The sequence below is a fragment of the Pseudomonas sp. PDM24 genome, from assembly GCF_019218905.1.
Classification (GTDB): Bacteria; Pseudomonadota; Gammaproteobacteria; order Pseudomonadales; family Pseudomonadaceae; genus Aquipseudomonas.
This window is the reverse complement of the sequence record NZ_JAHUWR010000005.1, coordinates 1-22,019: the sequence shown is the minus strand read 5'-3', so window position 1 is coordinate 22,019 and position 22,019 is coordinate 1. Positions and strand designations below refer to the sequence as shown.

Sequence of the window (22,019 nt, the reverse complement as noted above, 5' to 3'; positions counted from 1 at the left end):
AATCATCCTTAATGGCTTACTGAAGATCGCTGTAGGTCAATCTGAATTCCGACAGTGGGGGATGCGTACGCTTCCACTCTTGCGCAAATGCCTTGCCGGCTTCTATGTCTTCTTTGGACATGTCCTGCGCAATGATTGAAAGATTGTTAAACGCGGTGTTGTAGCGTGGGGATTCCCGAGAGGTATCGAGCACCAGCCAAATGAGGCCGTAACTTTTGATCAGGTTCTTCTCGAAGCCATATTCGGTATCGATGCCATTCTCATCCTCATAGACGCCACCCAACCCATAGCCGTACTCGAGCACCGCGTTTACATCGTTCAATTGCGCCCTTTTGATCAGCCACTCTCTCCTGGTGGGAAGATCATGGCTAACGGGTGGGCGATTGCTGTACCAGTGCATCGCCCGGGAGAACCCCGCCTCGGCCGCACGTTTGAGCCAGCGGTCGATAGTGGACCTGCGTTCAATCGCATCCGGAATGAGGGTGTGGTCCTTGTCATACACAATGGCGAGTATGTATTGCCCTTCCAGAAAACCTGCTTCAGCCGATTTTTTCAGCCAGGCGATATCCTTGGTTATTTCATAAAGTTGAAGCATGGCTTCGCCATCGCCGCTGTCGGCACGCCCTTGCGCAAGTGTTTTGGCTTGCTCAAGGGACGCGTCATCGGCCAATCGCAGCAGGGCGTAGACGTCGCCCTGAGCTGCTGCAAGGGCGTACCAATCTCTGTCGGCGTGGGTTTTATCCTCCTCCTTTAGTTTGTTTTCCCGGCGCCTGATGACTTCTGCGAGTGCGTACTGCGATTCACGATCTCCAGCGGTGGCGGCAATGGTCAGATAAGCCTCCGAATTCCGGTATTCCCCCAGGTTGTAGAGCTCCAGCCCCTTTTTTCTGGCGGTTTCTTGCTCATTGGTCAACCGGGCAATCAGCGAGCTCAATGTGTTGAGCAAGCTGAACAGCGTCGTCAAAGCGGATGAGTGTGTATACATAGTCAATACCTGTGTGAGTGGACAATTGGGGTGGTACGCACACAGGTTATTCAGGTGAGAAGGAGGACGTGCGTTACATATATATATGACGCGCGGGGAAGCACCTGTCTGGAGAAAAGACAGCGGTCCCCCGGCCCAAGGCATGATCCTCCCAGGCAGCGGAATCCGATGCCGTCTCAGTCTTGTATCAACCCTGGCCAGGATTCGTCATCTATTATTGTCGGTCCTGTCTCTGCCCTGTTGTCCTTTATGTTGTATCTGATGTATCTGTTGTTGGTCAGAAAGATATAGAAATAACTGTCGAAAAGCGGGGCGTCGTTTTGCACGGCTGTTATGATTCGGTTTTTGTAAGGTCCCAATCCGGGCCAGGAGTCAGGTGTGATGGGCTTTATTGATGTTTTTTGTGTTCTGTAATTGAAGTTGATGTAGTGTCCATCATTCGTCAAAAACTTGAATAGATATTTGAAGCCGAATATTTCCCACCATGTGCCGGCTACGATGCGGTCGAAATAAGGAAGTAGCGAGTGCCACAACGAATCTTCAAGACGATAGGTTCCGGTTACTTTGTCGTAATCCTGGTCGTACTTACAGACCATCGGAGTGCCATTGGCATAATAGAACAGCCATAAAATGTCATCACCTCCGTTCGGGTGGCCCCCAACCCCAGTGACTGTAAAGCCGAAACGCAGATCTTTGACGTGAGCGTGAAAGCTTCCCCAGTTATCGGCTGTTATCTCGGCAGGATATCCCTCGTCAACCTTGTTCTCGCCAAGATCAAATCTGGAGTATGTATTGCTGTCTTTGAAGAAGAAGTAAATTTTATCTTTTCCTGCGCGCCAATCGACGGCAACAAAATTCTTGAGTGTCGGCATGATCTGATTCCTTTCAGTTGGCTGAAGAGTGTTTTAGTAAATAAATGGAATCTCTTCGAACCTGGTAGTGTAGGGTGTTAATGTCGGAGTCAGACTATCGTTAGATATTGATCTTTGATATGGCTTTTTGTGGGTTGATTGTTTCGGTTTGAGACTGATATGTTTAATGTCAACTAAGAGGGGGGTGTCAAAATGATTAAGGCGATCATCAAATACCCATCTGGTACGCCGGACGACCAGTGAACGAAAGGCCTGCTTCTCGTCGGCCGTAGGGCTTGCCATAATTGCGGCTTAATCCACATCTGTTTGACTCGCGTTTTTGCTCATGGAGCTCCCATGCACGTACTGGTTTGCGAAGACGATGAGCTGATTGCCAGCGGCATTGTTGCCGGCCTCACGGCCCAGGGCCTGACGGTGGAACACGTGGCCACCGCTTCCGCCGCCCGGGCGATGCTCAAGGTGGCCGAGTTCGACGTCATGGTGCTCGATCTCGGCCTGCCGGACGAAGATGGCCTCAAGTTGTTGCAGCAGTTGCGTCACCATGGCCTCGAAATCCCGGTGCTGATCCTCACTGCGCGGGATTCGGTCACCGACCGGGTCGACGGCCTGCAAGCCGGTGCCGATGACTACTTGCTCAAACCGTTTGACCTGCGCGAACTCGCCGCCCGTCTGCATACGCTGTTGCGACGGGTGGCGGGTCGCAGCGTCAACCTGATTGAACATGGCCGTTTGACCTACGACCCGAGCAGCCGAGAAACCCTGCTCGGCGGCCAACCCGTCGATTTGTCGCGCCGTGAACAATCGCTGTTGCAAGCCCTGCTGCATAACCGTGGCCGGGTGTTGTCCACCGAGCAACTCAAGGACAGTGTCTACGGTTTCAATGACGAACTGGAAAGCAACGCCCTTAACGTCCATATCCATCACCTGCGGCGCAAACTCGGCAACGGCATCGTCGAGACCGTGCGTGGCCTGGGCTATCGCCTGGGGCCGGCCGATGGCGGAGAGCAATCGAAGTGATGAGTCTGCGTTTGCGCCTGAGCCTGACCCTCGGCGCCGCGTTTGCGCTGATCTGGGCCCTGGCCGCCGCCTGGATGCTCAGTGATCTGCGCAACCAGATGATGTTTTCCCTGGACCAGCGGCTGGTGGCGTCGGCGCGGATGGTGGCCGGGTTGCTGGAGCAACTGCCGGCGTTGCCGAGCAAGGGCGAGGGGACCCATTTCAGCGCTGAACAGCTGAGCATCCCTGGCGGCATGGCCTGTCAGGTCAGCTCGTTGCGCGGCGAAATTCTGGCCCGCAGCCACAGTAGCCCCGAACAAACCCTGGAAGCCGAAAAAATGGGCTTCCATGATCAAATGATCGACGGCGCACCCTGGCGCAGCTTCACCCTGGCGCGCGGTGATGTGCGCATTACCACCGCCGACCGGCAAATCGAGCGCGAAGCGCTGAACATGTCCATTCTGCTGGCGGCCTCGGTACCGGTCGGCGTGGCGCTGCTTGGCTGCCTGTGTCTGTTGTGGCTCGGCATCGGTCAGGGGCTGGCACCGCTCAATCGTATGCGCGATGCGCTGATGCGACGCAGTGCCGATTCCCTGGAACCGTTGCAAATCCAGCCGTTGCCCAGCGAGCTGCAACCGCTGCTGGAAACCCAGAATCAGTTGTTCCTGCGTATTGGCAAGACCATCGAGCGCGAGCGGCGCCTGACCGGTGATGCCGCGCATGAATTGCGCAGCCCGCTGACCGCGATCAAAACCCATCTGCAAGTGGCGCGCATGACTGAAGGCAGCGCCCGGGATCAGTCCCTGGCGCGGGCTGAAGAGGGCGCTGACCGACTGCATCGCACGCTTGAACAATTGCTGCTGCTGGCGCGCGTCGAGGGCAGTCTGTCGTTCGATGATGGCGTGCAATGCAGCGCCGAACAGGTGGCGAAACTGGCGATTCAGGATGCGGCCAGCGGTGATCGTCAGCGGATCCAGTTTCAGTTGCCGGCCACATTCTCCGATGCGCCGCTGCAAATGCCGGCAGTGCTGTCGATTGCCGCATTGCGCAACCTGCTCGACAACGCCCTGCGCCATACCCCAGGAAATGGGGCCGTGGAGCTGAGCCTGGAAACCACCAACAATCGCGTGCGCTTTTTGGTCCGCGACCACGGCCCGGGGATTGCCGAAGATGACCTGCAACACCTGACCCAACGCTTCTGGCGCAACGGCCAGAGCACCGGTTGCGGCCTCGGCCTGGCGATTGTCCAGGCCATCGTCCAGCGTTGCGGCTGCACCCTGCATTTCGACAGCCGCCCGGATGGCTTGCGGGTCGAGCTGACCATGCCTTTGCAACCGGTCTGACAAGCCATCGCAGAGCAAATGTGGGAGCGGGCTTGCTCGCGAAGGCGGAGTATCAGCCAACATCATTGTTGAATGTGAAATCGCTTTCGCGAGCAAGCCCGCTCCCACAGTGGATCTGTGTGATCACAGGACCTGTGACTATCCTGAATCAGATAGCTGGTCTGTGTCGCACACCAAATGTAACGTCTCTCCATTAGCCACCCGGCGCCCACAACGTTATCGTCCCTGGCAGCTTTGACTCAATGGATTGAGGTAACAGCGCCATGGATGCATCGATACACATCTGCAAGGCAACGCCTGCCGACGCCGGGATCATCAGCCGCATCGTCGAGCGCTCCATTCGCGTCGGCTGCGCGCTGGATCATCGCAACGATCCGCGAACCGTCGCCGCCTGGACTCACAACAAAACCATCGAACACGTGCAACCCTGGCTGGTCGACTCGCGCTTGTACCTGAACATCGCCCTGTTGCAGGACAAACCGATCGGCGTCGCCATGGCGGCGATCAGCGGCAAGATCGCGTTCTGCTATGTACAGCCGGAATGGTTTCGACGAGGCGCCGGACAAGCATTGGTGCAGGATCTCGAAACCTGGTTGATCGCTCAGGGTTTGCCTCACGCGCGGCTCAACAGCACCCGTACCGGTGAGGCGTTTTACCACCGTCTGGGTTACCGGGCTTGCGCTGAAACCTTCACCGTGGCGGGACTCCACGCCATTCCCATGCACAAGGCGCTGTCACCACCTTCATAGAAAGCTGATCGAGGGTCTAAATCCTTGAGGTCCTGATGCGTTTCCAGAACAGGAAAACCTGCAAGTGCGCCCCGTGACCGGAACGCGCACCTGCCCGGTGTGCAGTTTTGGTCACTATCAACAGCGTATTGAGGGATCGAGAGATGTCAGTCGCTATCAGCCTTATCGAAGATCAGCCTGCCCGGATCGTTCCGACGCCTGCCGAGACGCTTTATCAGTTCAACGAATCGCCATTGCTGGCTCGTCAAAGCCAGCAGGAGTCGAACGCTCGCAGCTATCCGCGGCGCATTCCCCTGGCACTCAAGCGAGCCAAGGGCATTTATGTCGAGGATGTCGAAGGCCGCAGTTTCATTGATTGCCTGGCCGGTGCGGGGACTCTGGCTTTGGGACACAACCACCCGGTGGTGATCGAAGCGATCCAGCAAGTGCTGACCGATGAACTGCCGCTGCACACACTCGACCTGACCACGCCGGTGAAGGATCAGTTTGTTCAGGACCTGTTCGGTCTGTTGCCGCCGGCATTGGCCGCTGAAGCGAAGATTCAGTTCTGCGGCCCCACCGGTACCGATGCGGTAGAAGCCGCGCTGAAATTGGTGCGCACCGCCACCGGGCGCAGCACGGTTTTGTCGTTCCAGGGCGGTTACCACGGCATGAGCCAGGGCGCGCTGAGCCTGATGGGCAGTCTGGGGCCGAAAAAGCCGTTGGGTGCGTTGCTCAGCAGTGGCGTGCAGTTCATGCCGTATCCCTACGATTACCGTTGCCCGTTCGGGCTCGGCGGTGCGCAGGGGGTGCAGGTCAACCTGAGTTACCTGGAAAACCTGCTGAATGATCCAGAGGCCGGCGTGCAATTGCCCGCTGCGGTGATCGTCGAAGCGGTACAGGGCGAGGGCGGGGTGATTCCGGCCGATCTCGACTGGCTGCGCGGCGTGCGACGCATCACCGAGAAGGCCGGCGTAGCGCTGATCGTCGATGAGATCCAGAGCGGTTTTGCCCGCACCGGCAAGATGTTCGCCTTCGAGCACGCCGGGATTATTCCGGACGTGGTGGTGATGTCCAAGGCCATCGGCGGCAGCCTGCCGCTGGCGGTGGTGGTCTATCGCGACTGGCTCGACACCTGGCTGCCGGGCGCCCATGCCGGGACCTTCCGCGGTAATCAGATGGCAATGGCCGCAGGCTCTGCGGTGATGCGCTACCTGACAGAGCACAAGGTTTGCGAGCACGCCTCTGCCATGGGCGAACGCTTGAGTGAACACCTGCACATCCTGCAACGGGACTTCCCGCAACTGGGCGATATCCGTGGACGGGGCTTGATGCTGGGCGTTGAGCTGGTCGACCCGACCGGCGCGCCGGACGCTCAAGGCCATCCACCGATATTCGCTCGTCTGGCGCCGTTGGTGCAGCGCGAATGCCTCAAACGCGGATTGATCCTCGAGCTGGGCGGGCGTCACGGCGGTGTCGTGCGTTTCCTGCCACCGTTGGTGATCACAGCAGCAGAAATCGATCGGGTGGCCGACATTTTCGGCAGGGCCATGGCCGCAGCCACTGCCAGCCTCTAAATTTTTTGGTGCCTTGAACGTTCCTTCTACATAACGGCTGCGCACGGCGTGCAGCCCACCCTACAGCGATGGAGAGACAGCATGACGTCAGTATTCGACCGCGAGGACATCCTCTTTCAGGTCGTGGTCAACCACGAAGAGCAATACTCGATCTGGCCCGACTACAAAGCCGTGCCACAAGGCTGGCGCACCGTGGGCAAGAGCGGCCTGAAAAAGGAATGCCTGGCCTACATCGAAGAGGTCTGGACCGACATGCGTCCACTGAGCTTGCGCCAGAAAATGGAAGAACAGGCGGCTGTGGCTCACTGAGTCACCGCGCAAAAAGAAGCCCGCTGATCTTACCGGTTCAGCGGGCTTTTTCTTGGTCTGGATTCCGTGTTGCCTGTCAGGCCGCCTTCGCGAGCAAGCCCGCTCCCACAGTGGATTTGTGTCGATCACAGAATTTACGATCACCACCGATCAAATGTGGGAGCGGGCTTGCTCGCGAAGAACGATTACACGGTGCAACTGACGTTACGCGCCGTCCAACCCTTTAATCACCAAACCCACATTCCCTTCCAATTCGGCCACCGGATCCGCCGCATCGACACTCAACACCACCAACCGACTACCCGTCTCGGCAATCAACGCTTTCACCGCGTCCGGCGGCTGGCGATGATGCAATACCACCGCCACGTCATTGTCTTTGAGCGTCGCACCCAGTTGTTTGAGCGCCTCCGGCGTCCACTCGGCATCCGGCCGTGCATCCAGGCCGATCAGCTCCAGGTTAAGGCCGCCGATCAGGTAGCCGAAATGATCGCTCAGGCTCATCACACTCAAGTTGTCGGCATTGGCCAAGCGTGATTCGCTGTCAGCGCTGAGCTTGAGCAGGCGCTGTTTGAGTGCTGCCAGGTTGGCGTCTATCTTCGGTTTGGCCGCTGGCGCCAGGCGCACCAGGTCTGCCGCCATGACATCCGCCATCCGGCCCATGTTGTTGCTGGCCAACCAAGGCTGACTGTTCAAGCCGTCGATCTTGCTGCCAGGCTGTACGGCGATGCCGGGCAGGGCGCCATCCACCGGGCGGGCGGCGTCGATTTCAATGATGCGGATATTGCTGCGACGGGCGTTCGGGTACAGCGGATCATCCGGCCATAGCGAACGCAGGCCGATGACCGCATCGGCGTCGATCGCCAGCTTATTGAGCGCTTGAGCGCCACGGCCGGTGAAATAAGCGGCCTGCCGACTGCCGGGCAGGTTGGCCGGCGCGGCGCGCTCAAGGCTGACATCGGTGCCCTCCAGCAGCAGGGCACCCAGACCGTAGGTCACAGGCAACGCCGCCAGCACCAGCACTTTGTGCGTTGAAGTCGAGGCGAAGAGCGCGGTGTTACCGACACCGTGATTGGCCAGCAGACGCATCGGTTCGAAGGTATCGGTGGCGGATGCGTTGAACGAGGCTGGCCCACACAAGGTCAGCGCCAGGGTCAATTGACGCAGAGAAAAAGACATTTATCCGAGGTTCCCTTTCAGACTTGGAACGATGCCACGAGCAATCGCGGCCAGGGCGAAGGCGATACCGGCCACCAGAATGATCGCGGCACCGGACGGGACAGGCAGGTCAAAGACAATCGGCGCGAGAATTCCGCACAACGTGCTGACCGTGGCGATCAGCACCGAACACCAGAAAAAACCCTTCAACGACTGACTGAGCAATCGCGCGGCCGCCGCAGGAATCACCAACAGTGCGCCGACCAGAATCGCCCCGATGACTTTCACCGCCGCCACCGTGATCAGGGTCACCAGAATCACGAACAGATAATCCAGAGTCTTCACCGCCACACCGCGTACCGCCGCCAGTTGCGGATTGAAACTGGCGAGCATGATGCGGTTGTACAACGGCAGGGCCAGCGCCATCACCAGCGAACCAACAATGGCCAACACCAGCAGGTCATTGCCGTTGACTGTCAGCACTGAACCGAACAGCACGTTTTCCAGGATGTGCACATTGATCTTGCCCGCCAGAATCAATAACAGGCTGGCGCCCAACGCCAACGACACAGAAAGGAACACACCGATCAAAGTATCCGGCGCCAGCCCCGTACGGTTGCGTAAATAGTTGAGCAAAATGCCGAACAGCAGGCAGTAACCGAACAGGCTGCCATAAGGCCCGGTGTAGGGCTCGCCGAGCAGAATGCCGATGGCCACACCGGTCAGCGCCGCATGGCCCACCGCTTCGGAGAAAAACGCGAAACGCTTGACCACCACCAGCGTACCCAAGCCACCCAACACCGGGCCGATCAACAGCCCGGCGAGCAGCGCGTTGACCACAAATCCATAGGCCAGCGCTTCCGGCAGGTAACCCGACGAGGCCCAGCCCTGGACCATCAAACGAAAGGCTTCGTAACTCATCAGGCAGTGCTCCGGGGATGGGTCGAGAACAAGGTCAGCAGTCGCTCCGGAGTCAGTGCCTGTTTCGGCGTGGCATCGAACAGCACCCGGCGATTGAGCCCGGTGACCCGGTCCGCCAGTCGCCCGACCGCTTCCAGATCATGCTCGATCCACAGCACGGTGATGCCGCTTTGGCGCCAGTCGCCCAGCAACCGTTCGAACACCTGAATGCCGGCCTCATCGAGGGCCGACATTGGCTCATCGAGTACCAGCAATTGCGGCGCCGGAATCAGCCCTTGGGCCAACAAAACGCGCTGGCGCTCACCGCCGGACAATGCGCCCATGCGCCGCTTGCGTTTGTCCTGCATGCCGACCCGTTCCAGTGCTTCGCCGATGGCCGCTGCGTAGTGTTTACTCAACCCGAGAAACGCCGGGCGCCGCTGGCACATCGCGGCCATGAAGTCATCGACGGTCATCGGTAAACCGCGATCGAATTCCAGCGCCTGGGGCACGTAGCCGATGGTCCCCGGTTCGCCAGGCCATTGCAGGCTCAAGCGACCCTGATGCGGCATCTGCCCGAGCAGGGTCTTGATCAGCGAGCTCTTGCCGCCACCGTTGGGGCCGACCAGTGCGTGCACGCTGCCGGGCCGGACTTGAAAGGTCACCTTGTCGAGGATCGTCGTGCGACCCAGCGTGAGGCTGACCTCGGCGAAATCCAGGGTCGGCCCCGAAACCTGTGGGAGCGGGCTTGCTCGCGAAAGCGCTGGGTCAGTCAACATTGATGTCGACGGATACTCCCTCTTCGCGAGCAAGCCCGCTCCCACAGGGGATTCAGTGATGGTTTCTTGAGCCGTCATGCGCCGGACTCCTGAATCGCGCGGACCACGGTATTGAGGTTGCCGGTCATTTCTTTTTCGTACTTGTCGGCGGTGTATTCGCCATAGGAAATGTGCGACAGCGGATACAGCTTCACCCCGGACTCACGCTGAATGGTCTCGACGTAGGTGGACGGAAAATCCATCTCCGAGAAGATCACTTTCACGTCCAGCTCCCGCAGCTGATCGATGGTCTTTTTCAGCTGGCTGGGGCTCGGTTCGATACCGTGGGCCGGCTCGACCACGGCGGTCACTTCCAGGCCAAACTCGCGCAGCAGATAGTCGTAGGCAGCATGGACGGTGGCCACGCGCAACTCGGCGTTCGGCGCCTGGGTCAGTTTTGCCAGGGCGTCGGCGCGCATCTGCCGCAGGCGTTTGCCGTAGGCGCGAGCGTTTTGTGTATAGGTTTTGGCATTGGCCGGGTCGAGCTTGCCCAGTTCCCGGGCGATGTTGTTGACCTGGGCAATGGAAGCGCTGATCGACAGGAATGTGTGCGGGTTGACCACCTTGCCGGCACCCCGGGCAGCAACGCCGGTGGCGGCCAGCAGAGGCACGTTTTCGTTGGCTTCGATCACCTTGATGTTCGGGGTTTCGCTGGCGGCGATCATGCGGTCGGCGAAGTCGTCATGGCCCACGCCGTTGAGCACGATCACGTCCAGCCCGCTGATGCGTTTGATGTCTTCGGCCCGCGGCTCGTAGGCATGGGGGTTGAAACCGGCCTGGATCAACGGCACCACTTCGGCCTTGTCGCCGACGATGTTGGCCACGTAACTGTAATAAGGGTGCAGGGTGATACCGATGCGCAGGCGCTTGGCTTCGTCGGCAATGGCCAGAGGTGTCAGCAAACAGGCAAACAGGCCGACCATCAGCAGACGAAAAAAGGACTGACGTTGAGATGAACTAGGCATGGGAAAGCGGTCTTCTCTCGGGTGAAGGCTAGGGTTCAATGCCGATGCTGGCGGGTGACGCCGGCATCGAATTGCGCGACGATCTGCTGCCAGCCGGCGCCGTTGAGCGCAGCATCGGTGAGATCGTTCGGAACGGGGAGGGCGCTGCCGCGGTTGAGCCAGATGTCCGGCGCGGTGTCGTCTTCAGCGGTCAAGCGCATCAGAAACGAACCGGCCACGGTTGGGACCTGGCTCTGGCCGAAGTAGGCCTTGGTGTCCAGCAACTGCCAGGCATGGCCACCGCGGCTGACGGAACTGGCGTCCTGGGCAAACGGCGCAAAACCTTCATCGGCGAGGGTGGAAGGTGTGGGCAATGTTTGCTGTTCCTGACGCAACAGATGAATTTCATCCAGCGTGACCCGCAGGTCGGCGTAAATACCTTGCTCGGAGGCGCTCAGATCACGACGGGCATCCAGTTGATGGCTGCCAACGCTGCTCACTTCCTGAGCCTCGCCGCGCCAGGCGACCACGGAGCCGGCAACCGCCAGGATCATCAGGCACAGCAGCAACACATAGAGGGTTTCATGGCCGGCGCCGGCCGGGCGGACGATGTGTGTGGTTGGTGTCGTCATGGGGCCTGGATGTCCGCTTGGTCGATCTCGACGACATGGCCGGGACCGGCGTCGAACAGCACATAGAATTCAGCGCCGGGCTTCTTGAACGTCAGGGTCGAATCGGCGCCGAGTTTGCCCGGCACCAGAATGGTTTCGTCGTAGCCGATCACGTCCAGGGTCACGCCCGGCGCGCCGCTGCCGTCGGAGAAACCGCCGGTGCACTGGATCTGTTCTGCATCGATGGCCTTGCATTCGCACATCGGGTTGTGAGCCTGGGCGCTGGTGCTGAAGGCGGCGCAGAGCACCAGTAAAACGGCGTGCAGAGGGCGAAAAGCGTTGATCATGGTTTGCCTCCTTGTTTGTTCAGCCAGGCGAGGGTGGCCGGGGATGCCTGGCTCAGGGGGATGGACGCTTGATGCATGGCGCCGTCCCAGCCTTCCATGGTGATCCACAGCTCGGCGTCGGTTTTGGTCTTTTCGGGTACCGGCAGCATTGCGCCCATGCGGTACGGCGTACCGAAGAAAATCGCACCGGCCGCGCGCAGGCTGCGGGGTTTGCCGATGCGCAGGTAAGTCGCCTTGACCTGATCGCGACAGCGTTCGCACAGCGCTGCGTTGAAGCCTTTCATGTAGCCGGCGGGGCCGGTCAACAGGGGCGCTTCGTTGCGCAGTTCGGCCAGTTGCAGGCTCCAGGGGCCGACCTGGATTTCGCCGATTTCCCGCTCCCCCAGTCCGCTGTCACCGCGAAACAGCGAGGCGTCGGCAAAGTATTTGGGCATGAAGCCCAAAGGGATCAGCAGCAAGAAAATGTTGATGTGGAAGCGCCATTTGCGCCAAAGAAGGCTCGCACGCGAAGGCTGCGGTGCAGTGATCGTCTTGCTCACAGGTTGCCCTCCGGAGTCTGGCGGTTCATGACCGTTTGCGGTCTCGACACCGGGCGCGGCGCCTTGTTGCTGCGCTTGAACGCATTGGCGGTGGCCAGGGCGGTGCGTTTGGTCCAGATCAGCAAGCCGCTGAGCACCATCATGCTCAGCAGCAAACCGAAGAAGAACCAGATCAGCTTGATCCAGATCCCGCCAAAGTCACCGGTGTGCAACGGACGCATCGACTCGGTCACGAATTCCAGGCTGGAGCGATCGGACAGCAGCCGTGTGCTGGCAATATCGCCGTTGTACGGGTTGACCTCGGCCGTCTGGTACATCAGGGGATACCAGCTACGACCGCCCACGGACAGATGGCTGTAAGCGTTGCTCGGCAGGGTGACGAAACTGGCGTCAAGTCCAGGGATTTGCTCCTGAGCGACCTTGATCGCCTGTTCCAGGCTGATCATCGGGGCCGGCTTGCCGGTGGTGGTCAACGGCACGCTTTCACGCGAGACGACCGACACCACCGGTTCCGTGGTAATCGAAATCTGGTTGTCGAACAGAATCGCCTTGATCAGGAACCAGACACCGGTGATCGAGATCACCGCAATGAACCAGATCGACCAGATGCCGCTGAGCCGATGAAAGTCGCCCCAGAAAATCCGCGCGCCATGGCGAATGCGCAGGGTCGGTCGAAAGAAGCCTTTCCAGAACCGTTTGTAGACCACCAACCCGGTCACCAGCGACGCCAGCATCGGCAGCCCGAGGAACGACACCAGATACCAGCCCCAGCTGTAGCCGTTGGTGAACGGCACCAGCCACCAGCCATGCAGTGCGCGGGTGAATGCCTTGAAATTGAATTGTGGAGCGGTGCCCTGAATCACCCCGCTATAGGGGTTCACATAGACCGTCACCGAGCGGCCGTCCGGGTAACTGACGTCCACGTCGAGGGCGAAATGCGACTCGTCGGGGCGACTGATGCCCTGGACCAGCGTCTGGGGTTCGGCCTGTTTGATGGCGGCGACAATCTGGTCATAGTTGAGCAGCGGCGCGTCGTCTGAAGGCGCGCTGGCGCGCATTTGCGGGTTGGCCAGCCAGACGATTTCCTGACTGACCACCGCCAGCGTGCCGGTCACACAGACGATCAATACAAAAAACCAGATGGGCAGCGCCAGCCAGCTATGGACCAGAAACCAGAGTTTTGAGCGGGATTTCTTCGACATGATTAAAGGTCTTGTTTCGATGAGAGGACTACTGCTGTGGGCTTCCCAGCGGTGCGGTCCATGAAAAGTCCGGCCGTGGCTTTTGCCTACGCGACCGACTGCATCTAAATAAGACGTATGAGCATCGGAAATCCCGAAAGGGGATATGAAAGTAAATGTTTCGTGTTGCTGGCTGGACGGGGGGCGGGTTTATTTGCGAAAAGGTCTGACAGTCAAATTGGATGTTGAAGGTGATGGCCTCTTCGCGAGCAAGCCCGCTCCCACATTGGATTGGTGTCGAACACACATTATGTGTACGCAGCCGATCAACTGTGGGAGCGGGCTTGCTCGCGAAGAGGCCCGAACATTCACTGGAAAACTCAACCCTGCTTAAACATCTCCTTCGCCCGCTGTTCGATCTGCTCCTGAGTCAGATCCTCCTTGCGCGTGGCCAGAAACCATAGATGCCCGTAGGGATCTTTCAAAGTCCCCGAACGGTCGCCATAAAACTGATCCTTGACCTCGGACACCTGCGTGGCACCGGCATCGATGGCCTGTTTAAAGGACTTGTCCACATCGTTCACATACAGATGCAGCCCCACGGACGGCGACTTGTCCGGGTTGCTCAATGGGCCCTGGTCGCAGGGTGTGCCAAGCATGATCGGGCAGTCACCAATACGCAGCTCAGCGTGCCCGATGCCGCCATCGGGCATGGCCAGGCGCATGACTTCGGTGGCGCCAAAGGCCTTCTTGTAGAAGTCGATGGCTTCGGCAGCTTTCTGAATGCCTAGATAAGGGGTGATGCTGTGATAACCCTCTGGAATAGGTTTTACGCTCATGACGGTTCTCCTTTTGTTGTGGGGTTAAGGTGTTCCTTCGCCGATTTCCGGTCGAATAACTATAGGTCAGCCCTTTTCCCGCAACCGAGTGCCCGACGAGCAGTTGCCGAAGGCTGCGATCTTTTGATCCGATACCCACTATCGAGAGCGTTGATTTCTACCCTTCGAGCGGCACGGGTAGCCTGTGTTCATTGACCAAAACACAGATCTGCGGACGCCCGAAATGAAATCTCTGCTCGCCACTTTCTTGCTGCTCGCCATCTCCGTTCTCGCCGGATGTGCCAGCCATGTTTCACCGGAATTGAGGCCCTACACCGCTGAAGAAACCCGGGAACTGGCGCTGGAGGCGCTGAATCGTCGTGGCTTGTCCTTCGACGAGTACCATGCGAAGAAAGCCGAATTGCTCGGCCAGCCGGCAAAATCGTTCAGTTTCGACAAACAAGGCGAGATGAACGCCGAACGCGCAGTACAGCTGCACGGCCGCCAAAGCTGAGTGACAACTGTACTGCTCGAACTTTCACGCAACTGTCCATGGGTTTCCCTCAAGGCGTGCGATAGGGTCAATACCTGACCCTGATGGACTGCCACCCATGACACTCTCGCTCGACCTGCTGCTGGGCTTTGCCCTGTTTGCCCTTGTCACCTCGATCACCCCCGGTCCGAACAACACCATGTTGCTGGCCTCTGGCGTGAATTTCGGCTTTCAGCGCACCATTCCCCACATGCTGGGCATCACTTGTGGCTTCTTCGTCCTGGTGGTCGCTGTCGGTTTCGGCCTGGGCACGGTGTTTCAAACCTATCCAATGCTTTACACCGTGTTGCGCTATGTCGGCGCGGCGTATTTGCTGTACCTGGCGTGGAAGATTGCTCATTCCGGGCCGGTAGCCGAGGGTGAACAGGGTGAGGGCAGGCCGATCAGTTATTTGGGGGCGGCAGCGTTTCAATGGGTCAACCCCAAGGCTTGGATCATGGCCATCGGTGCCATCAGCACCTACACGCCGATGCAGGGCTATTTCACCAATGTGATTGTGATTGCCGCGGTCTTCGCCTTGATCAACCTGCCAAGCGTTGGGGTGTGGGCCGGTTGCGGCACGCTGCTGCGCAATGTGCTGCGCGATCGCCGCTGGTTGCGGCTGTTCAACTGGGGTATGGCCTTACTGTTGGTGGCTTCGCTGTATCCTTTATTGCTCGACAGTTTTAGCTGACGCATTGCTTCATCCGGTGGCCCGATGCCTGTTAAGCTCGACTTCAGGAGCGTTCCTACGCACTTTTAAATGAAGTTGTTCTTCTTTAATGGCCTCCGATCAGGTATTGCTGTCGTTCTGAAAATTCGGCGTCGCTCATGAGGCGGCGCTTTGACATTTCCAGTGACGAGCTTCCTGATCCCGGAACACGCTCTGCGAGTCTTTTATGAATAAACGTCCGTTGTATTTCGACTACGCCGCCACCACGCCGGTGGATGAGCGGGTCATCAAGGTCATGGTCGAGTGTCTGGGTTTCACCGGTAACTTCGGCAATCCTGCGTCCAGTTCCCACGCCTTCGGCCAACAGGCCCGGCAATCGGTCGAGCAAGCACGGCGCCAGGTGGCCGAATTGGTGGGCGCCCAGGCGGAACAGATCGTCTGGACCTCCGGCGCCACCGAATCCAACAACCTTGCCCTCAAGGGCGTGGCCCAGGCCCGCGGTGTTTCCGGCGGCCACATCATCACCAGCCAGATCGAACACAAAGCGATTCTCGACACTGCAAAACAGTTGCAGGACGCAGGCGTTGCGGTGACATATCTGGTGCCCGATGCCGATGGCCTGATTACTCCACAAGCGGTCAGCGAAGCAATGCGTGAGGACACCTTTCTGGTGTCGTTGATGCTGGTCAATAACGAACTGGGCACCGTCAATGACATCCCGGCCATCGGCCAGGTGGTGCGTGATCGCGATGCGTTATTCCACGTTGATGCGGCTCAGGGCGCGGGCAAAGTGGCGATCGATCTGGCCCGGTGGCCGGTGGATTTGATGTCGTTCTCGGCGCACAAGGTCTACGGTCCAAAAGGCATCGGCGCGCTGTATGTCGGCCCTCGTGCGCAGCTGCGTCTGCAGGCGCAGATCCACGGCGGCGGTCATGAGGGCGGGTTGCGCTCCGGCACGCTGGCGACGCACCAGATTGCCGCAATGGGTGCAGCCTTCGCGTTGGCGGCGCAATTGTTCGATGAAGAGAAAGCCACCATCGCGCATCTGCGTGAACGCTTGCTTGAACCGCTGCTGAGCATCCCCGGCGTGCGTCTCAATGGCAGTTCGACCCAGCGCATTCCCCATACCTTGAGCCTGACTTTCAACGAAGGCGAGTTCAGTTCCGCGGCGTTGAGCACCTCGATCGCGTTTTCCGCGACCTCGGCCTGTAATTCTGCCAGCAATGCGCCGTCCCATGTGCTTCTGGCCCTGGGGCATGACGCACGCTCGGCCAGTCGCACCATTCGCTTGAGCCTGGGGCGTTTCACCACCGAGCAGGATATCGATCAAGCGGTACACCTGATTAAAGCAATTTGCGCCAGTGCTCCGGCATTCTGGGCGACAGGTCCTTAAGCGCCGGCTCCGATCGGCACCGAATAATAATGATGAGTGGTTAGCAGGAGACACGATGAGTACACAGCCTTTGACCAATGGATTGGTACCCCAGCGCCTGGCGCAAACCCGTGAGTTGATGAGCCGGGAGGGTATTCATGCGCTGCTGGTGCCGTCAGCCGACCCGCACCTGTCGGAATACCTGCCGGGCTATTGGCAGGGACGGCAGTGGTTGTCGGGTTTTCATGGCTCGGTGGGCACGCTGATCGTTACGCCGGATTTTGCCGGCGTCTGGGCCGACAGCCGCTATTGGGAACAAGCGAGCAAGGAGCTCAAGGGCAGCGGCATCGAGCTGGTCAAGCTGCAACCGGGTCAACCCGGCCCGCTCGATTGGCTGGCCGAGCAAACCCCTGAAGGCGGTGTCGTTGCAGTCGATGGCGCGGTGATGGCCATGGCCTCCGCGCGTACTTTGAGCAGCAAACTCGAAGAACGCGGCGCACGTCTGCGCACCGACATCGATCTGCTGAATGAAGTCTGGAGTGATCGTCCAAGTCTGCCGAATGAGCCGATCTATCAACACTTGCCGCCTCAGGCAACGGTCAGCCGTGGCGAAAAACTCGCCAAACTGCGTGAGGTGCTGAAAGAGCGCGGTGCCGACTGGCACTTCATCGCCACCCTCGATGACATCGCCTGGTTGTTCAACCTGCGCGGCGGCGACGTGTCGTTCAATCCGGTGTTCGTGTCCTTCGCCCTGATCAGCCAGCGGCAGGCCACCTTGTTCGTCGCCCTGAGCAAAGTGAGCGCCGAGCTGCGCGCCATTCTCGAACAGGACGGCGTGACCCTGCGCGATTACAGCGAAGTAACCGACGCCTTGCGCGCCGTGCCGAGCGGCGAGAGCCTGCAAGTCGATCCGGCGCGGGTCACGGCCGGTCTGCTGGATAACCTGAACAGCGGCGTGAAACTGCTCGAAGGCCTGAACCCGACCACTCTGGCCAAGTCGCAGAAAAGCCTGGCCGATGCCGAACACATTCGTCGAGCCATGGAGCAGGATGGCGCGGCGCTGTGCGAATTCTTCGCCTGGCTGGAAGCGGCTTGGGGGCGTGAGCGCATCACCGAACTGACCATCGACGAACACCTGACCGCGGCGCGTACCCGACGTCCGGATTATGTCTCGCTGAGCTTCAACACCATTGCCGCGTTTAACGCCAACGGAGCGATGCCGCACTACCACGCCACCGAAGAAGAACACGCGGTGATCGAGGGTGACGGCCTGTTGCTGATCGACTCCGGCGGCCAATACCTGGGCGGTACCACCGACATCACCCGAATGGTGCCGGTGGGTACGCCGACTGACGAGCAGAAGCGCGATTGCACCCGCGTACTCAAAGGCGTGATTGCGCTCTCCCGTGCACAGTTTCCACGAGGTATTCTGTCGCCGTTGCTGGACGCTATTGCCCGCGCGCCGATCTGGGCGGAAAGCGTCGACTACGGCCACGGCACCGGTCACGGCGTCGGCTATTTCCTCAATGTTCACGAAGGTCCGCAAGTCATCGCCTATCAGGCCGCGGCGGCACCGCAAACAGCGATGCAGCCAGGCATGATCACCTCCATCGAACCGGGCACTTACCGTCCGGGCCGCTGGGGTGTGCGGATCGAGAACCTGGTATTGAATCGTGAAGCAGGCAAGAGCGAATTCGGGGAGTTCCTGAAATTCGAAACCCTGACTCTGTGCCCGATCGACACCCGTTGCCTGGAACCGTCGCTGCTGACTGAAGACGAAAAGCAGTGGTTCAACGGTTATCACGCCGAGGTGCGTGAACGCCTGAGCCCGTTGCTCAACGGTGCGGCCCTCGAATGGTTGAACACCCGAACCGCGGCTATTTGAGCGGTTTGAGTCCAGGCGCTGTTTCCAGCGCCTGGCTCAGGTCATAGGCAGGCGCTTGTTATTGCTTAAGTAGGGCTTCAAGGACGAAGTCCAGCCGATCCTGGCCGAAGAACAACTGATCACCTATAAACATGCTCGGTGCACCGAATACACCGCGTTGCACCGCTTCCTCAGTGTTTTCCTTGAGGGCGGCTTTGACGGTTTCATCGGCGGTCATTGCCAGCACCTCGTTTGGATCGAAACCGTTTTGCGTCAGCACGGCGGCAACAGTCGCAGGATCATCGAGGCTGCATCCCTCAACCCAAAGGGCGTGAAACAGGCAATCGATAAATGCCTGAAAGCGTTCGGGGTGGCGTAGTTGCATACCTGTGACAGCGCGCATCAGCATCAGGGTATTGATCGGGAAGTTCGGGTTGAACTTCAGCTGTACGCCATAACGTTTGGCATAGCGGTCCAGGTCCTGAAACATGTAGCGACCCTTGGCCGGTACGTTGATGGGGGAAGCATTGCCAGTAGCTTTGAAGACGCCACCCAGCAGCATCGGTCTGTAGATCAGCTGACTATCGGTCTGTTTGCAGATCTTTGGCAGTTGGGTATGGGCCAGGTAAGTGGCGGGGCTGCCGAGGTCGAAAAAGAACTCCACGGTTTTGCTCATGGTCGATGTGCTCTTCTTATTGTTGTAGGGGAGGGCTTACCAGCGTTCGTTCCAGGGGCGCAGATCCAGCTCGAAGGTCCAGGCGTCCCGTGGCTGGCTGTGCAGGTACCAATAGTTGTCGGCGATGTGCTCGGGATTGAGGATGCCGTCCTGATCCTTGGTCGCGTATTTTTCCGGAAAGTTATCGCGGATAAAATCGGTATCGATGGCGCCATCCACTACGACGTGGGCGACGTGGATGTTCATCGGTCCCAGTTCGCGGGCCATGCTTTGCGCCAAGGCGCGAATCCCGTGCTTCGCCCCGGCGAAGGCGGCGAAACCCGCGGCGCCGCGCAAGCCAGCAGTGGCGCCGGTGAACAGGATCGTGCCCCGTTGGCGGGTGACCATGCGCTTGGCCACTTCACGGGCGTTGAGAAACCCTGAGAAACAGGCCATTTCCCAAATCTTGAAATACTTGCGGGCGGTTTCTTCGAGGATGCTGCACGGCACATTGGCGCCGATATTGAAGACGAACGCTTCGATGGGGCCGAGCTCGGTTTCGATCTGCTCGATGAGCGCTATCACGTCTTCTTCATTACGCGCATCACAGGCAAAACCGTGGGCCTCGCCGCCACTGGCGGTGATGGACTCTACCAATGGCTGGAGTTTGTCTGCGCTGCGACGTGTGACGCAGGCGATATACCCTTCACGGGCAAAACGTTTGGCGATGGCGCCGCCGGTGGCATCGCCCGCGCCGACGACCAGTACGATCTTCTTGTTATTGATAGCGGTGGTCATGGATATCGCCCTTTGCTGAACGGTCATTGACTGACAAACGTTAGCAGCATCGGAGCGAAGCGCCTATCGGGCTATGCAAGCCCGATAGGCGGGGAGGGTTACTTGCAGATGACGATCATGCTGCGGCTGGTATAGCCGGCAGGATTGAGGCCAAAGGGATAGTCACCGGGTTCTTCCACCGCATCCCCTGACTTGGCGATGACCTTGTAACCCTTGGGCGCGCACGAATTGGCGGCGCTGGTGTAGCACTTGTCCCACGAGGACGAGAGCCCCGAACAATTGATATGCAGTCCTTTCTTGCCGTGTTTCGTCTGGGGTTTCGAGGTCGCTGCGCAGCCCGCAATTGCAAGTACGGCGATCAGTATCAAAATTCGTTTCATTGCTGTCCTTAATAGCGGCCCCGGATCTGTGCCTGGGTCTGCCTGCATTCGCTTTTGCTTGAAGCGTTCTGATGTCCCTATCTGAAAAAATCCATGTCTGACACTGAGTTACGTAGCCCAAACATGGCCTAATTGAGCGGCAAATACCAGACCTTCGTCAATCTTGTTTCAATCTGCTGCGACCACAGGCTTGGCGCTACTCCCCATGGTCATGGTCGCGCCGACGGAAGCCAGAATGATGCACAGGATAGCCAACCACTGTGACAGGGAAAGGTATTCCTGGAGAAACAACAGGCCGGACAGCGCACCGATCGCGGGTTCGATGCTCATCAATGTACCGAAGGTCCGGGCTGGTATCCGTGTGAGGGCGACCATCTCCAGGGTGTAGGGCAGGGCGGTGGACAAAATGGCGACCCCGATGGCCACGGGAATCAACGAGGGTGTCAGTAGCGCAGCGCCAGCGTGGACAATGCCGATGGGCGCTACGAACAGGGCGGCAATCATCACGCCCAACGCAGCGGTCTGCACCCCATTATCAGCGCCAGCCTTCTGGCCGAACAGAATGTACAGCGCCCAGCAGACACCAGCACCGAGGGCATAACCTGCGCCGACCAGATCGATGCCCGCGCTCGTGGCGCCTGTCGGAATCAATAACAGTAAACCCAGGGCTGCCAGAGCGATCCATAAAAAGTCGATCGCTCGACGTGAGGCGTAAATAGCGACTGCCAATGGGCCGGTGAACTCCAGGGCTACGGCGATACCCAGGGGGACAGTGCGCAAGGACATATAGAAGAGGAAGTTCATGCCGCCCAACGCCATCCCGTAGACGATAACGGTGCGCAGGGATTTCGCAGTGAGCTTCGCTCGCCATGGGCGCAATATCAGCAGCATGATCACACTGGCAAAGATCAGTCGCAGGGTGGTCGTTCCTTGAGCACCGATAACCGGGAACATGCTTTTGGCCAGGGAGGCTCCGGACTGGATTGATGCCATGGCTATCAAGAGCAGGCCAACCGAGAACAGGGTCGAGGCAAGGCTGCGGGGGTGGTCATTCATTGCGTGGCATCGTCCGAAGTGGCAAGCGAGAGTATTGTTGTATGTGTTGGGCAATATACTGCGCATTCGTTGCGGGCGCGTCTATATATAAGCAGGGTTTTTGAACATCCTGATAGAAAAACCAAATCAGGGCTTGACGGCAGATTCTGGAGGTCTATAATTCGCCCCACTTCCGGCGCAGTCGAAACGGAAAACTCCTTGGCAAACAAAGAGTTACGCAGTTTTCGGCAGCGGTTGCGCTTCAGTTCATCGAAGCCAGAAGGAGTTGAAAGAGCGGTGTTGTTTGGCTCTTTTGGCGGTTCGATCATCTCGGTCGAAAGTGGAGAAAAAGAGGTGTTGACAGCAGCGAGTAACGCTGTAGAATTCGCCTCCCGCTAACGAGAGATCGGAAGCGCAAGTGGTTGAAGTTGTTGAAGATTCCCAAGCGAAACTTTGAAAGCTTCTGAAAATAACCGCTTGACAGTAACAGAGGCTGCTGTAGAATGCGCGCCTCGGTTGAGACGAAAGATCTTAACCAACCGCTCTTTAACAACTGAATCAAGCAATTCGTGTGGGTGCTTGTGGAG

General features: G+C 58.8%; 26 protein-coding genes. 10 read left to right on the top strand and 16 right to left on the bottom strand.

The window, feature by feature from the left end; all coding sequences use genetic code 11:
* Nucleotides 1–16: 16 nt before the first annotated feature.
* The gene (locus tag KW837_RS17185) at nt 17–985 is read right to left on the bottom strand and encodes a tetratricopeptide repeat protein (RefSeq protein WP_218397446.1); all 969 of its coding nucleotides are present in this window, start codon (nt 983–985) and stop codon (nt 17–19) included.
* Nucleotides 986–1,161: 176 nt separating this feature from the next.
* Nucleotides 1,162–1,857: a hypothetical protein gene (locus KW837_RS17180; RefSeq protein WP_218397444.1), complete on the bottom strand. Its 696-nt coding sequence runs from the start codon at nt 1,855–1,857 to the stop codon at nt 1,162–1,164.
* Nucleotides 1,858–2,193: 336 nt separating this feature from the next.
* Here KW837_RS17180 and KW837_RS17175 point away from each other — a divergent pair, with 336 nt between their 5' ends.
* The 5 genes from KW837_RS17175 (at nt 2,194) to KW837_RS17155 (ending at nt 6,810) form a co-directional block, all read left to right on the top strand.
* Entirely contained in the window at nt 2,194–2,874 is a 681-nt protein-coding gene (locus tag KW837_RS17175) for a response regulator (RefSeq protein WP_063341057.1), read from the top strand.
* Entirely contained in the window at nt 2,871–4,196 is a 1,326-nt protein-coding gene (locus KW837_RS17170) for an ATP-binding protein (protein ID WP_218397442.1), read from the top strand. The genes KW837_RS17175 and KW837_RS17170 overlap by 4 nt, the downstream gene beginning before the upstream one ends.
* A 263-nt stretch (nt 4,197–4,459) precedes the next feature.
* On the top strand, nt 4,460–4,945 hold the full coding sequence (locus tag KW837_RS17165; RefSeq protein ID WP_218397440.1) for a GNAT family N-acetyltransferase: 486 nt from the start codon (nt 4,460–4,462) through the stop codon (nt 4,943–4,945).
* Nucleotides 4,946–5,088: 143 nt separating this feature from the next.
* The gene (locus tag KW837_RS17160; RefSeq protein WP_218397438.1) at nt 5,089–6,501 is read left to right on the top strand and encodes an aspartate aminotransferase family protein; all 1,413 of its coding nucleotides are present in this window, start codon (nt 5,089–5,091) and stop codon (nt 6,499–6,501) included.
* An 81-nt stretch (nt 6,502–6,582) separates the two neighbouring features.
* Nucleotides 6,583–6,810, top strand: a complete 228-nt coding sequence (locus KW837_RS17155) for an MbtH family protein (protein ID WP_007934245.1) — start codon at nt 6,583–6,585, stop codon at nt 6,808–6,810.
* 204 nt (nt 6,811–7,014) lie between these two features.
* Here the strand turns inward: KW837_RS17155 and KW837_RS17150 are convergent, their stop codons facing one another.
* From KW837_RS17150 to KW837_RS17110, 9 genes are all read right to left on the bottom strand, one after another.
* On the bottom strand, nt 7,015–7,986 hold the full coding sequence (locus KW837_RS17150) for a metal ABC transporter solute-binding protein, Zn/Mn family (protein WP_218397436.1): 972 nt from the start codon (nt 7,984–7,986) through the stop codon (nt 7,015–7,017).
* Nucleotides 7,987–8,886, bottom strand: coding sequence for a metal ABC transporter permease (locus KW837_RS17145; RefSeq protein ID WP_218397434.1), 900 nt, complete (start codon nt 8,884–8,886; stop codon nt 7,987–7,989).
* Nucleotides 8,886–9,644: a metal ABC transporter ATP-binding protein gene (locus tag KW837_RS17140; protein ID WP_218398027.1), complete on the bottom strand. Its 759-nt coding sequence runs from the start codon at nt 9,642–9,644 to the stop codon at nt 8,886–8,888. Before KW837_RS17140 ends, KW837_RS17145 begins: the two co-directional genes overlap by 1 nt.
* Nucleotides 9,645–9,718: 74 nt before the next feature.
* Entirely contained in the window at nt 9,719–10,648 is a 930-nt protein-coding gene (locus KW837_RS17135; protein ID WP_218397432.1) for a metal ABC transporter substrate-binding protein, read from the bottom strand.
* A gap of 35 nt (nt 10,649–10,683) precedes the next feature.
* Complete coding sequence (locus KW837_RS17130) at nt 10,684–11,259, bottom strand: DUF6162 family protein (RefSeq protein ID WP_218397429.1); 576 nt, start codon at nt 11,257–11,259, stop codon at nt 10,684–10,686.
* Entirely contained in the window at nt 11,256–11,585 is a 330-nt protein-coding gene (locus KW837_RS17125; protein WP_218397428.1) for a hypothetical protein, read from the bottom strand. Before KW837_RS17125 ends, KW837_RS17130 begins: the two co-directional genes overlap by 4 nt.
* Nucleotides 11,582–12,124 carry a thiamine pyrophosphate-binding protein gene (locus tag KW837_RS17120; RefSeq protein WP_218397426.1) on the bottom strand — a complete coding sequence of 181 codons (543 nt, stop codon included), beginning with the start codon at nt 12,122–12,124 and terminating at the stop codon, nt 11,582–11,584. Before KW837_RS17120 ends, KW837_RS17125 begins: the two co-directional genes overlap by 4 nt.
* A complete protein-coding gene (locus KW837_RS17115) occupies nt 12,121–13,326 on the bottom strand; it encodes a PepSY domain-containing protein (RefSeq protein ID WP_192344135.1) in 1,206 nt (401 codons plus the stop codon). Before KW837_RS17115 ends, KW837_RS17120 begins: the two co-directional genes overlap by 4 nt.
* A gap of 359 nt (nt 13,327–13,685) precedes the next feature.
* Entirely contained in the window at nt 13,686–14,144 is a 459-nt protein-coding gene (locus KW837_RS17110) for a VOC family protein (protein ID WP_192344136.1), read from the bottom strand.
* Nucleotides 14,145–14,367: 223 nt separating this feature from the next.
* Here KW837_RS17110 and KW837_RS17105 point away from each other — a divergent pair, with 223 nt between their 5' ends.
* The 4 genes from KW837_RS17105 (at nt 14,368) to KW837_RS17090 (ending at nt 18,585) form a co-directional block, all read left to right on the top strand.
* Nucleotides 14,368–14,637, top strand: coding sequence for a hypothetical protein (locus KW837_RS17105; RefSeq protein WP_008075566.1), 270 nt, complete (start codon nt 14,368–14,370; stop codon nt 14,635–14,637).
* Between the two features lie 97 nt (nt 14,638–14,734).
* Nucleotides 14,735–15,349 (top strand): LysE family translocator, encoded by a 615-nt coding sequence (locus tag KW837_RS17100; RefSeq protein ID WP_218397424.1) that lies wholly within the window; start codon nt 14,735–14,737, stop codon nt 15,347–15,349.
* A 205-nt stretch (nt 15,350–15,554) separates the two neighbouring features.
* Complete coding sequence (locus tag KW837_RS17095; protein WP_218397422.1) at nt 15,555–16,721, top strand: cysteine desulfurase family protein; 1,167 nt, start codon at nt 15,555–15,557, stop codon at nt 16,719–16,721.
* Between the two features lie 55 nt (nt 16,722–16,776).
* The gene (locus KW837_RS17090; RefSeq protein ID WP_218397420.1) at nt 16,777–18,585 is read left to right on the top strand and encodes an aminopeptidase P family protein; all 1,809 of its coding nucleotides are present in this window, start codon (nt 16,777–16,779) and stop codon (nt 18,583–18,585) included.
* A 58-nt stretch (nt 18,586–18,643) separates the two neighbouring features.
* Here KW837_RS17090 and KW837_RS17085 read toward each other — a convergent pair whose 3' ends face one another.
* The 4 genes from KW837_RS17085 to rhtA all read right to left on the bottom strand — a co-directional run bounded on the left by KW837_RS17085 (nt 18,644) and on the right by rhtA (nt 21,453).
* Nucleotides 18,644–19,240 carry a 2-hydroxychromene-2-carboxylate isomerase gene (locus KW837_RS17085; protein ID WP_218397419.1) on the bottom strand — a complete coding sequence of 199 codons (597 nt, stop codon included), beginning with the start codon at nt 19,238–19,240 and terminating at the stop codon, nt 18,644–18,646.
* 36 nt (nt 19,241–19,276) lie between these two features.
* Nucleotides 19,277–20,017, bottom strand: coding sequence for an SDR family oxidoreductase (locus KW837_RS17080; RefSeq protein ID WP_123497452.1), 741 nt, complete (start codon nt 20,015–20,017; stop codon nt 19,277–19,279).
* A gap of 98 nt (nt 20,018–20,115) precedes the next feature.
* Nucleotides 20,116–20,397 (bottom strand): hypothetical protein, encoded by a 282-nt coding sequence (locus KW837_RS17075; protein WP_192344142.1) that lies wholly within the window; start codon nt 20,395–20,397, stop codon nt 20,116–20,118.
* Between the two features lie 168 nt (nt 20,398–20,565).
* Nucleotides 20,566–21,453, bottom strand: a complete 888-nt coding sequence (gene rhtA, locus KW837_RS17070; protein ID WP_218397417.1) for a threonine/homoserine exporter RhtA — start codon at nt 21,451–21,453, stop codon at nt 20,566–20,568.
* A 198-nt stretch (nt 21,454–21,651) separates the two neighbouring features.
* Between rhtA and KW837_RS17065 the strand changes: the two genes are divergently transcribed.
* A complete protein-coding gene (locus KW837_RS17065) occupies nt 21,652–21,831 on the top strand; it encodes a hypothetical protein (protein WP_218397415.1) in 180 nt (59 codons plus the stop codon).
* Here the strand turns inward: KW837_RS17065 and KW837_RS17060 are convergent.
* A partial coding sequence (locus KW837_RS17060; protein ID WP_218397413.1) for a hypothetical protein occupies nt 21,828–22,019 on the bottom strand: 192 nt, incomplete at its 5' end. The two genes, KW837_RS17065 and KW837_RS17060, sit on opposite strands and share 4 nt — an antisense overlap.

Bases quoted from the DNA above. Each gene is read 5' to 3' on its own strand.
- KW837_RS17180 (WP_218397444.1), bottom strand. From the start codon at position 1,857: ATGCCGACACTCAAGAATTTTGTTGCCGTCGATTGGCGCGCAGGAAAA.
- KW837_RS17105 (WP_008075566.1), top strand. From the start codon at position 14,368: ATGAAATCTCTGCTCGCCACTTTCTTGCTGCTCGCCATCTCCGTTCTC.
- KW837_RS17145 (WP_218397434.1), bottom strand. From the start codon at position 8,886: ATGAGTTACGAAGCCTTTCGTTTGATGGTCCAGGGCTGGGCCTCGTCG.
- KW837_RS17090 (WP_218397420.1), top strand. From the start codon at position 16,777: ATGAGTACACAGCCTTTGACCAATGGATTGGTACCCCAGCGCCTGGCG.
- KW837_RS17100 (WP_218397424.1), top strand. From the start codon at position 14,735: ATGACACTCTCGCTCGACCTGCTGCTGGGCTTTGCCCTGTTTGCCCTT.
- KW837_RS17115 (WP_192344135.1), bottom strand. From the start codon at position 13,326: ATGTCGAAGAAATCCCGCTCAAAACTCTGGTTTCTGGTCCATAGCTGG.
- KW837_RS17130 (WP_218397429.1), bottom strand. From the start codon at position 11,259: ATGACGACACCAACCACACACATCGTCCGCCCGGCCGGCGCCGGCCAT.
- KW837_RS17165 (WP_218397440.1), top strand. From the start codon at position 4,460: ATGGATGCATCGATACACATCTGCAAGGCAACGCCTGCCGACGCCGGG.
- KW837_RS17125 (WP_218397428.1), bottom strand. From the start codon at position 11,585: ATGATCAACGCTTTTCGCCCTCTGCACGCCGTTTTACTGGTGCTCTGC.
- rhtA (WP_218397417.1), bottom strand. From the start codon at position 21,453: ATGAATGACCACCCCCGCAGCCTTGCCTCGACCCTGTTCTCGGTTGGC.
- KW837_RS17095 (WP_218397422.1), top strand. From the start codon at position 15,555: ATGAATAAACGTCCGTTGTATTTCGACTACGCCGCCACCACGCCGGTG.
- KW837_RS17110 (WP_192344136.1), bottom strand. From the start codon at position 14,144: ATGAGCGTAAAACCTATTCCAGAGGGTTATCACAGCATCACCCCTTAT.
- KW837_RS17185 (WP_218397446.1), bottom strand. From the start codon at position 985: ATGTATACACACTCATCCGCTTTGACGACGCTGTTCAGCTTGCTCAAC.
- KW837_RS17175 (WP_063341057.1), top strand. From the start codon at position 2,194: ATGCACGTACTGGTTTGCGAAGACGATGAGCTGATTGCCAGCGGCATT.
- KW837_RS17160 (WP_218397438.1), top strand. From the start codon at position 5,089: ATGTCAGTCGCTATCAGCCTTATCGAAGATCAGCCTGCCCGGATCGTT.
- KW837_RS17075 (WP_192344142.1), bottom strand. From the start codon at position 20,397: ATGAAACGAATTTTGATACTGATCGCCGTACTTGCAATTGCGGGCTGC.
- KW837_RS17140 (WP_218398027.1), bottom strand. From the start codon at position 9,644: ATGTTGACTGACCCAGCGCTTTCGCGAGCAAGCCCGCTCCCACAGGTT.
- KW837_RS17135 (WP_218397432.1), bottom strand. From the start codon at position 10,648: ATGCCTAGTTCATCTCAACGTCAGTCCTTTTTTCGTCTGCTGATGGTC.
- KW837_RS17155 (WP_007934245.1), top strand. From the start codon at position 6,583: ATGACGTCAGTATTCGACCGCGAGGACATCCTCTTTCAGGTCGTGGTC.
- KW837_RS17085 (WP_218397419.1), bottom strand. From the start codon at position 19,240: ATGAGCAAAACCGTGGAGTTCTTTTTCGACCTCGGCAGCCCCGCCACT.
- KW837_RS17080 (WP_123497452.1), bottom strand. From the start codon at position 20,017: ATGACCACCGCTATCAATAACAAGAAGATCGTACTGGTCGTCGGCGCG.
- KW837_RS17150 (WP_218397436.1), bottom strand. From the start codon at position 7,986: ATGTCTTTTTCTCTGCGTCAATTGACCCTGGCGCTGACCTTGTGTGGG.